Below are 15,594 nucleotides of genomic sequence, written 5' to 3' on the forward strand. Positions count from 1 at the left end.
ACAAATATGAAAAGACCACTTTTTTCTATCCTACTATTAATCTGCTTGTCTATTCTAATTGCTTTAGCAGGATGCAGTTCAAATGAAGAGAAAAAATCTTCCTCTGAACCAAAAGAAACACAAAAAAGTACTCAGGAACATACCATGGGAGATGACCATACCGTAACTGATATTACAGAAACAACAAAGGGAGCTGATACTCTCCCTTCATTCCTATCTACGAAGCCTGAACAGATGCAAAAAATTTATCAAATGGCAGGAGAAGATCATGAATTATTAGAATGGATTCCTTGTTATTGTGGATGTGGAGAAAGCGTTGGTCATAAGAGCAACAAAAATTGCTTTGTTCGTGAAGTGAAAGAAAGTGGTGAAATCGTCTGGGACTCTCATGCGACAACATGTGCCAATTGTTTAGACATTGCTCTGCAATCTGTCTCACTAAAGAAAAATGGAATGTCTACACTTGAAATTCGTCAATACATTGACAACCAATATAAAGAAGGATATGCAAAACCAACTCCAACTCCTATGCCAAGTGCATAATGTCTACACTATAACAATATCTATTACTAAACTAAACAGCTATCGATATACCGATAGCTGTTTAGTTTAGTAATCAAATGTTTCTTTCTTTAAGTAATAATTTTCCCACATATAGTCTAATAAAAAGGATATTAGTAAGTCTGGTTTGGTGTTGCATTACAAGAAAATGGTACATTAGCTTTAAAATAAAATTTTAAAAATTCATATCCTATGTTTATACAGATTTTTATTATGGACACTCCTTCTTTACAACTATGTAGACTCAAAAATCTTTCGATTTGTTTTTGTTTTAATCGTTGTTCCAAAACATGAATCATAAAGAGAAAGTGCTCCGCTTCCCTTGTCACATGATCAGCTAATAGCGGATTAATTACATTTTTAATTTGATATGTTTGAATAAGTTCCAGTCCTGTCTTTTTAAATTTTCTTAACTCAATAGTAGCATTTTCACTATCTTTATTCATTTTCGAAATAATTGGGTATGTTGGTTGTTTCTGATACAACATTGATTCAACATCCCTAGCTTGACTGAGAAGAACTTCAAAATCATCACCAAATTATAAAGCAGTACGAACCAAATCTCTTTCTGATTAATTACAGGTAGTATACATTGCAAGTAACTCATTAACAAGATAAAAGCATGACTTAAAAATAGCCATGCTTTTTATCTATATAATTTATCAATTGTATTCTTCAATTTACAACTTTGTTGTAAAGTCCATAACTATGTTGTATATTCTACAACCTTCTTGTATAATCCACGACTTTGTTGTAATTATACAGAAGTACCTCTTCAAGAATAGAATCAGTTGGTATAAGTAAATCCGTAATAAAATGATCAACAGCTTTCCATTTATCAATATTATTCACGTAAATTCCCTTCGAATTGTATAGGATAATCCTTCAATAACTTTCATCCCTCATTACAATTCGTAAAATTCAGAATTAAAAAGAAATAAATAAAAAGGATTTGGCTTTAAAACAAATCTTTTTTATTCATATACAACTTCTTACGGATTAGTAGACCAAAGTCCTGCAGATTTAATAAATGTACGTTTATTTAATTTCAGCTGCGCTACGATAAACTCAGCGATATCTTCTGCTTGCATGACTTTCTCAGGGTTACCATCTGTTAATCCTAATTCTACCGCCATATCAGTTGCAACAGTACTTGGTGTTAAAGCTGTTACACGAATGTTGTGTTTACGTACTTCCATTGCTAACGATTCTGTTAAACCAAGAACACCAAATTTAGAAGCACTGTATGCACTTGTTACTGGTGCACCTTTTTGTCCTGCTGTTGATGAAATATTAATAATGTCACCAGACTGTTGTTCAATCATGCTTGGTAGCGCTGCGCGAGTTGCGTAATATACACCCATTAAGTTTACTTGGATGATTTTTTCCCAATCAGCAACATCTAATTCTAAGAATTTGCCAAACTTAGAAATACCCGCATTATTAATTAAAATATCAATAGAACCTAATCCTTTTTTTAATGTTTCAATAGCAGTAGTAACTTCTTCATATGAAGATACATCAGCAGTAGCAATAACAGCTTTTACACCTTCTGCTTCTACTTCCTTCGCAACTGCTTTTAAGTTTTCTTCTGAGCGTGCTAAAAGACCAACGTTCACACCTTCTTTTGCTAAAGCAATTGCCACAGCACGGCCAATTCCTCTTCCTGCTCCTGTAATTAATGCATTTTTTCCTTGTAATAATTCTGCCAAATATAACACTCCTCAATCATTCTAAGTTGCTTTTTCATACCATGAATTCTATATGTATATCATCCTAAATGCAATTATGCACTTTGATGTGCGTAGGTTACTTCTAGGTAACCTATAAAATTTTTTTATTTCTTACTAAACAAATAGAGAAGTAAAAGACAGTTTCCTCTGCCCCCACTTCTCTATTTTCAAGTGCTATGTTTACTCCCAGGAATCAAAACGATAAATTCCGTTCCCTTTCCAACTACACTCTCTATCCGGGTCTCTCCCTTATGAAGATCAATCACTTTCTTCACAATTGCCAATCCTAAACCACTACCTCCATGTGCACGATTTCGTGATGAATCAGCTTTATAAAAACGTTCTAATAAAGAAAACAATGTCGTTTTCCCACTACCACTTGGACCTACAATTGCAGTCACTTTTCTTGATTCAATCGTAAATTGAATATTTTGTAGTACTTTCTCTTCCTCTTTATATTCAAAATCCACATTTTTACCTTCTATATGATGTTCCACTTCATATTCTAAAATTGTATTAATGCGTTCCGTTGCGCCAATTGCCTTTTGGAATTGTGTAAAGAACATAGAAAGTTGACTCATTGGCATAACAATTTGCATTAAATATAAAATAAATGTCACAAGTTCTCCAATTGTTAATGCTCCACTAGAAACTCGCATTCCACCATATCCTACAATAATGACAAGTAACGCCATTAAAACAAATGACATAACTGGCGTAATTAAAGCTTGAACCTTGCCTTCTTTCAAACCAAACGGTTATTTCTAAAATTAGAATACGATATGAATGTAAACAGTCAAACGATTAATCTACTGATTTGGTAATAAAACACATCTAATCTTATCTTTACAACAGATATAATCATCTGATATTATTACCTGGTACTTAATAAAAAATAAAAAATTACCATTCTATAGTCTACGCAAAAAGAATTTAGAATGATTACCCATATATAACTATAAAAATATATATTTTCATAGCATACGCATCTCACTAATCTTCATTCACCGAAAGGGGTATACCGTGCAAGCAAAAAAGAATTCTGAAAAGAAGACCATTATATTCATTCATGGATTAGTCGGAAATCGTCGTGCCTTCAAAAAAGAATATAAACGATTTTCTCCTTCTTACAATATTATAACGTATGATTTACTAGGTCATGGTGAAGACAAAGGGCAAGCAATAGACTTTTCTTTAGATCGATTAGTACAGCAATTATCAGACCTGTATGAGAAAGAAGGTATTCAGCAAGCTCATATTTGTGCCCTAAGCTATGGCTGTTACATTGCCACTATATTCGCTCACAAATATCCAGAGAAAGTATTAAGTCTTTGTCATATTGGAGGTCATTACAATAATCCCTCCCTTTTATATAACGTCTTTCGAAAGTTTTGGGACAACCGTGAAAATGAATATTCCACTTGGCTTTATCAATATGCGAGTACAATTTTCCCAAGTGGTATACTAAAAGCAAGTCCTTTTGCGGTTATTTCAAAAAACATTTATTATCGGTTTGGATTACAATTGCATTCATCGATTATTGTCGAATCGCTCAAACACCGTCTAGAATTCGATTTAAAATCTCGACTACGAGAACTATCACAACCTATTCTATGGGTAATGGGTGAACACGATCATCTCTATAAATCCTGTTTATTTGATTTAAAATCCATTCTTCCAAACGTTTTATATAAAGAAATCCCACTAGCCGGCCATGCAGCAAACTTATTCCGTCCTAGCTACTTCCATGATTTATATTCCAAATTTTTACTGGACGCATAAAGACATCTAAAACAGAAAAAGCTTTCTAGTTTCCTAGAAAGCTTTTTCTTATAATATGTAAGAATACGGTTCTTATTATGCTTTTGTGTAACCTGCTAGATGCTTACTCCAGTAAGAGTTATTTACCGAGCTAATTCTTACACCAGTTTTTTCAGTTTCTGCACTGATGAACTGACCATTTCCTAAGTAAATACCCATATGAGTCATACCTGCACCAGCACCAGTAGTATCTTTAAAGTATACTAAATCACCTGGTTGTGGATTACTAGTATGCGTCTTGCTGCTCCAGTAGCCAGCAACAGTTTGACGTCCACCAGAATGACCTGCTTTATTTAATACGTAGTAAACGTAGCCACTGCAGTCAAAACCAGATGGTGTTGTACCACCATATACATATGGTGAACCATTTAGCGATTGTGCAATAGACACAATTGATGAGCCATTAGCAGATGGTGTTGTCGGTTTTTCTGTTTGTGGTTTTTCTGTTTGTGTATTTCCTTGCTCACCGCCAGTAGCTGGACGAGAAGGCGTAGTTACATTTGCTGTACCACCTTTTACAAACTTAACATGGTCTGCACTTACATAGCCAGTTCTTCCTTGGTGGTTAATTTTATACCAACCGTTTTCTCCACCAATAACTTGTAATGTTTGGCCTTGTACTACGCCACCAATTACAGCATTATATGTAGCCGGGCCTGTACGTACACGTAAAGCTCCTGTATCAACAACATATGAGCCGTCTTTTCGGATTGTCATTTCATTGTTGTTTGGCTTTTCTGTTTCCGTACTTACATTTGTAGTTGTACCGCCTTTTGTTACAAAGTCTTTACTTACATAGCCAGTTCCGCCGTTGTGGTTAATTTTAAACCAGTCTTGTACTTCACCGACAACTTGTACAGTTTGTCCTTTGCCTACAGTACCTACAACTGTATGAGAAGCACTAGGACCTGTACGTACATTAAGTGAAGAAACGTTTACCGTATAGTTACCTGTTCCTTGTTGAACAGCAGTTCCTGTTTTCTCACCAGTTGTTACAAAATCACTGCTTACATAGCCAGTTTTACCGTTTACATTTACTTTAAACCAACCATTTTCTTCACCAGTTACTTGTAGAACTTGTCCTTCTTGTACTTTAGAAATAATATCATTTCCTGTACCAGGACCTGTACGTACATTCAATACATCAGCTGTTACTGTGTATTTAATGTCAGATTTTTTCTCTACTGTTTGTGTTTCAGTTACTTTCGGATCAACTGTTTGTGTTTGTTTTTGTGTTTGTCCATCGATTTCTTTTAGCGCGTCTGTTGAAACTTGTGCGTGAGCAGCATCCATTCCAGGAACTACTGCGCCGGCTACAGAAGCTGCCGCTAAACCTGCTAGTACTTTTTTCATAAGTTGTATTAACTCCCTTTCCCTACTACCCTCTTAAAAAAATGATTTTAATATCCTACCAAAACATTGGAAATGGTTTCATGTTAAATTCCATTTTTATACAAGGGCTTTCTTTTTCACACGTCAACTATTTTAAATTACCAATGTGAACTTCATGTGAACTTCATGTGAATTCCAGCTTCATATACAGCGTTTTCGTAATAAAACATTTAATTTTTTCTATTACAAAACGAATCAAAGCTTCTAGTAGTATCCATTCTTTACTTACTCCACTAATAAAATCATGATATCTAAGTAAACAATTGGTTTTTCTACTGGTCTTACAAAATAGTTCTTTTCATGAGTCACCTTCTTATCATTACAAAAATTCCGCCATTTATCAACTATATAGTATCCTAAAAAATTATATTTATATGAAAAAGAACTTTTCTCGTTCTGGAGCAATCCAAGAATCCATGTTTTGATCGCTATCCCTTACTAAACGATTTACTAATATATCATGCCATATATAATTTTCTAGTAAATATATATGAACAGGATCATCTGTATAAAAAGCATTTCCTTTTTGTTCTATCGAGTGACCATATACCATTTCTTTTCCATCAATTGATAAGATAAACCATTTATGACTTCCAATATTATTAACGTAACTTGTTTTTCTATGAATTTCTAATCCTTGCAACGGATCGTCAACTTCAAAGACAATACCCTTTAAACTACATTCTCTTTCTTTTTCTTTTAAGTCTACTAATAGTTTTTTATACATAGTATCCCAAATTGACAAAATAATCTTTTTTTTTGCCCTTCGAATTAATATTCTGCAGAAAGCTAGTATATTTTCTTCACCTTTCAAAGTGGTTACTCTCGGATCCACCTCAGGTTCTTTTTTTTCAAATACTTTTAATTCTTTTTCTACATACGTGTATGTCTCTTCCCATTTCTCTCTTACTGCCTCTAAAAACACATCTACAGGTAAAGGAGAATATTGTACTGCTTCATTTATTTCTTCCTTCATTACAATGCCTTTTTGTTCAAGGGTATTCAATATTTCATATATACGTGCACGAGGGACTCCAGAATTTTTGCTAACTTGATAAGCACTAGAAGCTCCTTGTTGAACTAATGAAATATAGGCTTTTGTTTCATATTGATTTAAGCCAAGCATTTGAATTTTTTGTAGTAAATCTTCCATTGTAAGCCTCCCGCATATTTTGTACTTGCCGCAACATTGACAGTAATTATTACTTTAATAGTAAACACAAAAGTGGTTGGAGTAAATATTAAAGAGGCATTATCAAATTTTCATTTACACAAAGCAATTAAACAGATACTATCTTAGTAGTGACTATTCTAGGATGGGGGAAATACATATGGAGGACATCAATCTTTATACAATGTTTTTTTTAATTGCTTCAGGTTTTTTAGCTGTCTTTATCGATTCTGTTGTAGGTGGCGGTGGATTAATTTCTATACCAGCTTTATTATTCACCGGCCTCCCACCTTCAACAGCTATTGCAACTAATAAACTGGCAAGCTCAATGGGATCACTTATGAGTACCATTTCATTTATTCGATCTGGAAATGTGAATTTCAAATTGGTCTCTAAGCTATTCCCTTTAACTTTTATCGGGGCTATACTTGGCGCCTTTGTAGTCAAACACATTTCATCTGAAATATTAAAACCATTAGTACTTGTTCTATTAATTGCCGTTGCGATTTATACGATTATGAAAAAAGAGTGGGGAAAAGATGCAAGTTATAATGGAATGAGTGTAAAAAAAAGAGTTATCTTCTCTTCTGTTATTTTTATCATTGGATTTTATGATGGATTTTTCGGGGCAGGAACAGGATCATTTTTGTTATTTACATTTTTGATCATTGGATTTGATTTTGTGCAATCAGCTGGAAATGCCAAAGTTTTAAATTTTGGTAGTAACATCGCTGCACTTATCATTTTTCTTTATTTAGATGTTGTTAATTTTGCATATGGACTTCCAATGGGAGTTGCAATGATTTTCGGGGCTTTCGTAGGCTCAAATTTCGCTATAAAAAAAGGAGTATCTTACGTACGAATTTTATTTATCATTGTAACGTTACTCCTTATCAGCAAAAATATTTTAGATTATTTAGGCTTTTTTGATTGAAGACCTGATTATTTGGAATCTTTATGCTTATATTGTTAAAATAACCAATATAGTTCAAATAATTAGGAGGAGGAGTATTATCCATGGAACAAATTATTGATAATGGTTCGAAGCATTATATCGATTTTCACTATGCATTGGTTCGTACGCTATCCTTGGTAACGTTCAGAAAAATCCCAACCATTGAAACAAAAAAATCCGAATTAAAAGTTACTATTGAAAATCAAAGTAATACTTTAAATCATAAGAATCCTTATAAATTATAATTATTTTTTAATAATTTATCGCACAAACAGGGAATTGCTAATAACCGCATTCCCTGTTTGTCTGTTTCATTTATTTTGAAACCACTGCGTCACATGATGGATTTCGCTATCTGTCATTCCATGCCCATAATGATACCTTACATTGAACTTCTAATGACTAGAAGTCACAAGATTTTAAAAATCTTTTATTGGTCTCGTACAAAACAAAAAAGGATTACCTATATAGGCAATCCTTTTCCCATTTTATTTATGAAATTTCACACGAGTTTCTAACGGCTGAAATTCTTTTTCACCTACTGGCGCAACTGGCTTACCAAATGGCATTTGAGCGATCAGCTTCCAAGTCTCTGGAATATCCCATTCTTTTCTTACTTCTTCATCAATTAATGGGTTATAATGTTGCAGCGTTGCACCAAACCCTTCAATTTCTAATGCTGTCCAAATCACAAACTGTAGCATTCCTGATGATTGCTGGGACCAAGTCGGGAAATTGTCTTTATATAATGCAAACTTTTCTTGAAGATCTTCTATTACTTTTCTGTCTTCAAAATATAAAACTGTTCCATAGCCACTTTTAAATGCGTTCATTTTTTCTTCGGTTGGTGCAAAATTATTTTCTGGTACAATTTTTCGTAATGTTTCTTTCGTAATATCCCATAGTTTATCATGTTGTTCTTCTAATAACACAACAACCCTTGCACTCTGAGAATTAAAAGATGAAGGTGTATACTTTACGGCATGATTCACTACTTCTTGAATTTTCTCATCAGAAACAACTTGCTCTTTACTAATTGCATAAATTGATCTTCTGTCTTCAATTGCTGAATAAAAATCTTTTGCCATACTAATTCCCTCCAATTTTTATTTTGAGGCTTACTAATCTGTATTATGGTATATCCCGTCCCAAACTTATTAATAATAAGTTTATAACTTTATTATATCTACATAGAAAAACATTTTCAAACAATAGCACTCATACTTTTTAGTTTTTGTTTTTGATACCTTTTATATTCCCTTAAAATAAAAAAACAGCTTATTTTCCACTCAATCCGAGTTTTAAACAAGCCGTCTTCTTTCATAATAGATCCTTCACCTACTTAACACTCTCGAAACCATAGGACATTAGTTTATGCGTTTCTGTAAAACGTTTCATTTGGCTCTTCGTACCCATAACAACTGTTACAAGTCGCTTATCACCTTGTTTGGCAGTCCCAGTAAAGCAATAACCCGCACTATCAGTGAAGCCTGTTTTCAGTCCATCCATTCCTTCTAAGTAAAGTCCTTGGTTGGCCGGATTCAACATTTCATTCGTACTCGTAACCATCGTGCTTTTAAATGCTAACTGACTTTGACGTAAATGTGTAACATCTAATATCTCCGGGTAATCTGTTACAAGGTGATACGCTAACTTCGCTACATCAGCTACAGTCATCTTCGTTTCACTTCCATCAGGCTCTTGCAATCCAGAAGCATTTACAAACTTGGTTGCTTCTGATAACTCCAGTTGTTTCGCTGTTTGATTCATAAGATGGGCAAAATCTTGCTCAGTTTTTGCTATATGTTCCGCTAAAGCAACTGCAGAATTGTTGGCCGATTGGATCATTAACGCATGGTATAGGTCTTTAACCGTTAATACATCCCCCGTTTGTACCGGAATTCTCGCACCTTCTGCTTGTGCCGATTTCGCACTTATTGTCACTTGATCTTCCCAATGGACCTTTCCTTTATGTATGTTTTCTAAAAGAATATATGCTGTCATCATCTTTGACATACTCGCCGGGGCAAGTAGCTCTTCTTCATTGTTTTTATACATGACTTGCCCATTACTTGCATCAATGATCATTGCTGCTTTCGCTTCAACTACTGGTACATATTTTTGTGGGATCATCTTTTCAGTTAATCCTGTTTTTGGTAACTCTGCTACTTGTAGGGGCGGACCATCTATTGTCATTTTTTCTTTTGCTTTGGAAACATTAATACCATTCTTCTCTAGAATACTCCCTTGGAAAAAGAACCAACATGAACCTAAAATAATAGCACAGAGTATTGTTACGCTTCCCCATCCTAACCTTTTCATCAATAAAACTCCTTTTACTCTACCTATTATAATTTCAAATTTAACCATAACAACAATGTCTTTAAACCGTCAAGGTCAAACAGTAAATAATCTACGATAACTATTTTTTCAAGATTATTTGTTAAGAATATGTTATACTACCAAAAAATTAATAATATAAATTTTCAAATATTAAATCCTGAAACTACTTAAATTCCTAATCGAAACAAGAAAGGTTTGATACAATGATACTACTTAATCCCTTAAAAAAAGGAGATACTATTGGCATTTACTCTCCTTCTTCACCTGTAACATATACATCTCCCAAAAGATTTAATCGAGCTAAAAAATATTTACAAGATAAAGGGCTCCATATATTGGAAGGTAACCTTACAGGTAAGCAGGATTTTTATCGTTCAGGAAGCATTCAAGAACGTGCTGAAGAACTAAATGCATTAATTAGAAATCTGAATGTTACATGCATCATGTCAACAATTGGCGGGATGAATTCAAATTCTCTTTTACCTTATATTGATTACAAAGCATTGAAAGAAAATCCAAAAATTATGATTGGGTATTCAGACACTACAGCTTTACTACTTGGAATCTATGCACAAACAGGCATTACTACATTTTATGGACCAGCACTTGTTCCTTCTTTTGGTGAATTTGAGCCTTTTGTGGATTCCACTTATACATACTTTGCAGAAGCTTTAATGGAAGAACAAGAAATTCCTTACAAGGTAAAGCAACCTTTATTTTGGACAGATGACTTTATAAACTGGGAAGAAAAAACAAAGGACAAAGAACTAAGAAAAAACGAGTGGATTTGTGTAAATGGCGGAAAAACAACTGGAAGACTAATTGGTGGCAACTTAAATACAATACAAGGTATATGGGGTAGCCCATTTATGCCTGGTATTAAAGAAGGAGATATTCTCTTTATTGAAGATAGCTCCAAAGATGCAGCTACCATTGAAAGAAGTTTTTCATTACTTAAAATTAACGGTGTATTTGATAAAGTTTCAGGAATCATTCTTGGAAAGCATGAGCAATTTGATGATTGTGGTACACATCGGAAACCTTATGAAATATTATTAGAAGTACTCCAAAATCGTAACATTCCATTTCTAGCAGACTTTGATTGTTGCCATACCCATCCGATGATGACGATGCCAATTGGTGTACAAGTGGAGATGGATGCAACCAATAAAAGAGTAAGAATCATTGAGCAATGGAAAAAACAAATATGAAGTTTAACGATTCTATGAATATCTTTACTTTAATAATGAAATAGAAATTACATAATGAATATAAGGAAACGAGTGACTTCTATATTAAAAAGCCACTCGTTTCCTTATATTGTTTTACAACATCACTCATGGTATTATATACCTTGGAATGTGAAGAGATAGACAAAGTATACACATTATAAAACAAAAAACCATTTCAAACCACATTCCATGTAATAAGAAAACATAGATGAAATGCATTCTTTTCAAATTAATGTATTTACATCTAAAAGAGAGTGAATATATGAAACCGACTATGAAGAATTATGTATTTTTACATGTAGCTTTCTTGCTATATTCTATCATCCTGCTTTATATGAAATGGGCAGCTAAATTCCCTGTTTCATCCATTTCGTTTTTCATCGCCTATTTTGGACTTGTTGTAATTTTATTTGGCTATGCTATTCTTTGGCAACAGGTAATTAAACATTTTGAAATTTCTAAAGCATATTCCCACCGAGGGATCATCATATTATGGTCCATGTTATGGTCCGTTATCTTTTTAGGTGAGACGATAAAATGGAACAATTTACTCGGTGCAGCTATCATTATGATTGGAATTGTGGTGGTGACGAAAGATGAATAATTATATATTGTTATATATTTTCGGTATTATTTTAGCAAATTACTCACAAATTTTACTCAAAAAAGCAACTCTACAAGAATATGATTCCAAATTAAGAGAATATGTCAACCCTTATGTTATTATCGGCTATTCTTTATTTGTAATTAATGCTGGGCTAAACGTTATTGCACTAAAAGGTGTTCCATTAAAACAGGCTCCTGTATTAGAATCTCTTAGCTATGTCATTATTTTAGTATTCGGTTGGTATTTCTTAGGAGAGAAAATAACAAAAAGAAAAGTCATTGGTAACATTATTATTATAATTGGGATCGTCGTTTTTTCTATCCAATAACAAGTACACGCCTTATTATAATATTCTCGCGTTAAAAAAGTCCGTTATAAATAACGGACTTTTTTCATATCCTCTCTACTGCCCTAAATTTTGAACTTTATCTTTTAAATCTTGAACTTGTTGCACTGTCTTCATAAGCTCTGAGTTTTTAAATTGTTCTACATCTATTTTCCCTTCTTCTATCTTTTTCATAGTTGTATCAATTAATGCATTTAATTTTTCGTTATATCCAACAATTTGCTGATGGATGTCCTTCGCTACATCCGGGGGTGTCAATTCATTAAAAGCTGGGATATCCTTTTGAATATCTCCGAGCTTAGTCTCTAATTCTTTTCGAGCAGCACTATCATTGATTGCTTTTTCTACTAACCCCGGCGCTTCATTTGCAAACGCACTCACTTTATTAACATAGTCTGTCGCCTTTTGAGCATAATCAATTGAATTCTTACCCTCTTCAATCATAGAACAGCCCATTAAACCGATTGTAATTAAAAACACAAGTAATATCGTCTTTTTCAACTTCATTTTTTACCTCCTAGCTGAATACTAACCTATTGTTTCTTCTACTATATTTATAAACACTTATCCCTTTCGTTATACTGTCATTCTAGAATACTAGCTACTTCATTTCCATTTTCATTACCTCAACTTATATATTCTAGCTGGACTTTTCAATTTCCTTTTCATAATCAATTTTGAAAAACATACGGGGGTTTTCATGGAACGAATTTCATATACAACAAGCTCATTTGTTGATTTTTCTCTAGCTGTTAACACTCCTTGATTTCCATAATTGTGTTTCTAATAGTAGTATTTCTCCCATTCCATCTATTAGTAATACGGTATAACCTGTTAACGATTCAGAAATCGTACCTTCTACTACATCACACTCTTTCATGCTACCTACCGTTAGTACATAGTTTTTCAAAAACTCCTTCATTTCTTTACTTGTCGCAGTGCCTATTTCAAATTTGTATACATCCGAAAAAAGACATACTTAAGATACAATTAAGTATGCCGATTCCTTTATACTAACGTTTACTTCCCTACATATCCTATAACTGTTACAAGTTCCGACTCTATATGTACACCGATAATTTCCTCAATAATATTTGTGTATCCTTCCCCTATAGCCGCTCCATATTGTAAGGAAATTTCTTTTTTCTTATAAACTGACTGAGGTATAGTCAAAATGAATTTCCTAAGATCTCTTTCATCCACAGGTTCCATAATTAAAACTATGCCTTCTTCCTCAAACATACAATCATCCTTTCACATACATTCCTAATATGGCTCAGTATTGCCTTTACCTGCTGAGTTCTAAACCCATTTACAAATAGTACGATACTCTTCATTCGATAAAACGCCCATTTCCCATAGTCATACTAATCACTCATCTAAAAATCTCCAAAATAAAAAGCACAAACCTTGACACATCAAGAATTTGTACTTTTATCACATACGATTTCACATTCCTTTATCCATCTCATAAGGTGATATCTTCATCAACGGAAGGTTCCACCGCTGATGGCTAACTTTCACCTATCTTCCACATTTCTCTCTAAATCTCAAGGGCGGAGTTTCATGTACTATGCTCAACTTCCTTACTTTTCTCTGCCCCCTTCTTTTTTGTTATACTTCTTATTCTTTTAACCGTACCAGTTAACCCTGTTGGGAAACCTAATAACACAATAATATATAGTAACCCAAGAAAGATCGTCCATCTCTCAAAGATTGGATACTGCGCTGCAAGTTCTGATAAATAATACTTTAAAAATTCAATAATCCCTGCGCCAGCGATTGCTCCAACTAATGTGCCAACTCCCCCAATCATTGTCATTAACAGAGCATTTAAAGTCATTTCAATTGAAAAAACAGTTGTATTTACAAAGCGTAATGTGATAACAAATAAACCACCGCTAAGCGCTGCTACTACTCCCGCAACTATGCTCGCAATAATTTTATAGTGGAGAATTTTATATCCAAGTGCTTCTACACGTTGCTCATTTTGCGAAATTGCCTTTAACACTTTTCCAATAGAAGATTGTGTAAATAAGCGAAGCAATAGAAAGATGACGACTAGACATATGAGTGTAATATAGTAAAATGTGAAACGGTCACGAAACATATCAGGTACACGGAATGTAAAGCCATCTCCTCCATGTGTGAAAGACCGCCATTTTTCAGCAAGTACAAAGAATAGTTGGGAAATCGCAAGTGTTAACATTGCATAAAAATGACTTTTTAATCGTAAAGAAAGCATACCGATTATATAACTGATTATCGTTGATAGTACAACAGCTATCCCAATACCGATTAAAAAGCTTGCTATAGAAACCTCTTGTCGATCTAGTAAGAGTGCAACACAATAAGCACCTATTCCAAAAAACATACAATGACCGAATGAAACAATTCCTGTATATCCAAGAAGAATATCAAAACTCATTGCAAATATAGCAAAGATGAAAACTTGTGTAAACAAAATGAGTAAGCTCCGTGAATCATTTACGAAAGGGAATACACTTAAACAAATCAATACAACTAGCCCAAAATATATCCCGGCCCGATTAAATGTATTATTCACCTTTTCACCCCTTTTCACCAACGAGCCCCGTTGGCTTGACTACCAAGAAAAACAACAACATTAACATATTTATTGCGAGTGATAAATCAGGTAAATAATAAGCCGTAAACGCTCCAGCCAATCCAACAATTAAAGACGCAATCGCTGAACCTTGCACGCTTCCCAATCCTCCGATAATGACAACAATAAAAGCTAAAATTGCATACTGCATACCCATTTCAGCGAAAATAACTCCTGAATATGGAGCAAGGAGAAATCCCCCTAACGCGGCCATTCCAGCCCCTAATAAAAAGACAAATGAAAATATCGCCTTTATGTTAATACCAAGAGCTTGAACCATCTCCTTATCTATTACACCCGCACGAATCATAAGACCAATTTTTGTTTTACGTAGTAACAACATCAGGCCAATATAAATAAGTACCCCAACAATAATAACAAACAATCGATACTTTATTAATATAATTCCATCAAATGTCAAGCTTCCTTGTAACCATGTTGGTAATTTAGCACTAATTGGATTCGGTCCCCAAAATACTTTTATACATTCACTAAGTACAAGCATTCCACCAAGTGTAACGAGAAGTTGTCGAACATGATTTCCATAAACAGGACGAATAAGGAATCTTTCTAAAACGAAACCAAGAAACATTCCCATCAAAATCGCACCTATTAATGCAAGTACATAGCTACCAGTCATATTGAATAACCAAACCCCTGTAAAAGCTCCCCAGGCAAACAATCCACCATGGGCAAAATTGAGTACACTCATTAAACCAAAAATAAGTGAAAGTCCCGATGCTAATAAGAAAATAAGCATACCTGTCGAAACGCCATTTACAAATAAGTTAACTAACACATCCACGT

At 33.9% G+C, this 15,594-nt stretch carries 18 protein-coding genes and 1 pseudogene; 7 read left to right on the top strand and 12 right to left on the bottom strand.

Annotated features, from left to right (window positions below; all coding sequences use genetic code 11):
* Nucleotides 1–6: 6 nt before the first annotated feature.
* Complete coding sequence (locus JDS96_RS10955; protein ID WP_016114518.1) at nucleotides 7–543, top strand: PCYCGC motif-containing (lipo)protein; 537 nt, start codon at nucleotides 7–9, stop codon at nucleotides 541–543.
* Between the two features lie 269 nt (nucleotides 544–812).
* On the opposite strand, the pseudogene JDS96_RS31995 reads toward JDS96_RS10955, so the two are convergent.
* The 3 genes and pseudogenes from JDS96_RS31995 to JDS96_RS10970 form a co-directional block, all read right to left on the bottom strand.
* Nucleotides 813–1,133: pseudogene (locus tag JDS96_RS31995) on the bottom strand (DUF2935 domain-containing protein); the annotation flags it as partial.
* 420 nt (nucleotides 1,134–1,553) lie between these two features.
* Nucleotides 1,554–2,273 carry a 3-ketoacyl-ACP reductase gene (locus JDS96_RS10965; RefSeq protein ID WP_016114516.1) on the bottom strand — a complete coding sequence of 240 codons (720 nt, stop codon included), beginning with the start codon at nucleotides 2,271–2,273 and terminating at the stop codon, nucleotides 1,554–1,556.
* Between the two features lie 188 nt (nucleotides 2,274–2,461).
* Nucleotides 2,462–3,043 (bottom strand): ATP-binding protein, encoded by a 582-nt coding sequence (locus JDS96_RS10970; RefSeq protein ID WP_003196984.1) that lies wholly within the window; start codon nucleotides 3,041–3,043, stop codon nucleotides 2,462–2,464.
* Between the two features lie 274 nt (nucleotides 3,044–3,317).
* On the opposite strand from JDS96_RS10970, the gene JDS96_RS10975 reads away from it, so the two are divergent.
* Entirely contained in the window at nucleotides 3,318–4,076 is a 759-nt protein-coding gene (locus JDS96_RS10975) for an alpha/beta fold hydrolase (RefSeq protein ID WP_003196982.1), read from the top strand.
* A gap of 75 nt (nucleotides 4,077–4,151) precedes the next feature.
* On the opposite strand, the gene entFM is transcribed toward JDS96_RS10975, so the two are convergent.
* Nucleotides 4,152–5,468 (bottom strand): enterotoxin EntFM, encoded by a 1,317-nt coding sequence (entFM, locus tag JDS96_RS10980; RefSeq protein WP_006094561.1) that lies wholly within the window; start codon nucleotides 5,466–5,468, stop codon nucleotides 4,152–4,154.
* Nucleotides 5,469–5,877: 409 nt separating this feature from the next.
* Nucleotides 5,878–6,660, bottom strand: a complete 783-nt coding sequence (locus JDS96_RS10985; RefSeq protein WP_097786821.1) for a TrmB family transcriptional regulator — start codon at nucleotides 6,658–6,660, stop codon at nucleotides 5,878–5,880.
* Between the two features lie 178 nt (nucleotides 6,661–6,838).
* On the opposite strand from JDS96_RS10985, the gene JDS96_RS10990 reads away from it, so the two are divergent.
* A complete protein-coding gene (locus JDS96_RS10990; protein ID WP_199666782.1) occupies nucleotides 6,839–7,612 on the top strand; it encodes a sulfite exporter TauE/SafE family protein in 774 nt (257 codons plus the stop codon).
* Nucleotides 7,613–7,695: 83 nt separating this feature from the next.
* Nucleotides 7,696–7,878: a hypothetical protein gene (locus JDS96_RS10995; RefSeq protein ID WP_199666783.1), complete on the top strand. Its 183-nt coding sequence runs from the start codon at nucleotides 7,696–7,698 to the stop codon at nucleotides 7,876–7,878.
* Between the two features lie 243 nt (nucleotides 7,879–8,121).
* Here JDS96_RS10995 and JDS96_RS11000 read toward each other — a convergent pair whose 3' ends face one another.
* Both JDS96_RS11000 and JDS96_RS11005 read right to left on the bottom strand, forming a co-directional pair.
* The gene (locus JDS96_RS11000) at nucleotides 8,122–8,721 is read right to left on the bottom strand and encodes a nitroreductase family protein (RefSeq protein ID WP_199666784.1); all 600 of its coding nucleotides are present in this window, start codon (nucleotides 8,719–8,721) and stop codon (nucleotides 8,122–8,124) included.
* A 250-nt stretch (nucleotides 8,722–8,971) separates the two neighbouring features.
* Nucleotides 8,972–9,955, bottom strand: coding sequence for a D-alanyl-D-alanine carboxypeptidase family protein (locus tag JDS96_RS11005; protein ID WP_098610275.1), 984 nt, complete (start codon nucleotides 9,953–9,955; stop codon nucleotides 8,972–8,974).
* Nucleotides 9,956–10,179: 224 nt separating this feature from the next.
* On the opposite strand from JDS96_RS11005, the gene JDS96_RS11010 reads away from it, so the two are divergent.
* The 3 genes from JDS96_RS11010 (at nucleotide 10,180) to JDS96_RS11020 (ending at nucleotide 12,143) form a co-directional block, all read left to right on the top strand.
* The gene (locus JDS96_RS11010; protein ID WP_199666785.1) at nucleotides 10,180–11,187 is read left to right on the top strand and encodes a S66 family peptidase; all 1,008 of its coding nucleotides are present in this window, start codon (nucleotides 10,180–10,182) and stop codon (nucleotides 11,185–11,187) included.
* Between the two features lie 283 nt (nucleotides 11,188–11,470).
* Entirely contained in the window at nucleotides 11,471–11,812 is a 342-nt protein-coding gene (locus JDS96_RS11015) for an EamA family transporter (protein ID WP_018765426.1), read from the top strand.
* Nucleotides 11,805–12,143, top strand: coding sequence for an EamA family transporter (locus JDS96_RS11020; RefSeq protein ID WP_018765425.1), 339 nt, complete (start codon nucleotides 11,805–11,807; stop codon nucleotides 12,141–12,143). Before JDS96_RS11015 ends, JDS96_RS11020 begins: the two co-directional genes overlap by 8 nt.
* A 75-nt stretch (nucleotides 12,144–12,218) precedes the next feature.
* On the opposite strand, the gene JDS96_RS11025 is transcribed toward JDS96_RS11020, so the two are convergent.
* From JDS96_RS11025 to JDS96_RS11045, 5 genes are all read right to left on the bottom strand, one after another.
* Complete coding sequence (locus JDS96_RS11025) at nucleotides 12,219–12,668, bottom strand: DUF6376 family protein (protein WP_003206858.1); 450 nt, start codon at nucleotides 12,666–12,668, stop codon at nucleotides 12,219–12,221.
* A 238-nt stretch (nucleotides 12,669–12,906) separates the two neighbouring features.
* Nucleotides 12,907–13,071, bottom strand: coding sequence for a spore germination protein (locus JDS96_RS11030; RefSeq protein WP_018781372.1), 165 nt, complete (start codon nucleotides 13,069–13,071; stop codon nucleotides 12,907–12,909).
* Nucleotides 13,072–13,181: 110 nt separating this feature from the next.
* The gene (locus tag JDS96_RS11035) at nucleotides 13,182–13,403 is read right to left on the bottom strand and encodes a hypothetical protein (RefSeq protein ID WP_003196960.1); all 222 of its coding nucleotides are present in this window, start codon (nucleotides 13,401–13,403) and stop codon (nucleotides 13,182–13,184) included.
* Nucleotides 13,404–13,725: 322 nt separating this feature from the next.
* Nucleotides 13,726–14,727, bottom strand: a complete 1,002-nt coding sequence (locus JDS96_RS11040; RefSeq protein ID WP_199666786.1) for a branched-chain amino acid ABC transporter permease — start codon at nucleotides 14,725–14,727, stop codon at nucleotides 13,726–13,728.
* A gap of 4 nt (nucleotides 14,728–14,731) precedes the next feature.
* Nucleotides 14,732–15,592: a branched-chain amino acid ABC transporter permease gene (locus tag JDS96_RS11045; protein WP_003196956.1), complete on the bottom strand. Its 861-nt coding sequence runs from the start codon at nucleotides 15,590–15,592 to the stop codon at nucleotides 14,732–14,734.
* Between the last annotated feature and the right edge of the window lie 2 nt (nucleotides 15,593–15,594).

Source organism: Bacillus cereus group sp. N21 (assembly GCF_016483395.1).
Lineage (GTDB): Bacteria > Bacillota > Bacilli > Bacillales > Bacillaceae_G > Bacillus_A > Bacillus_A pseudomycoides.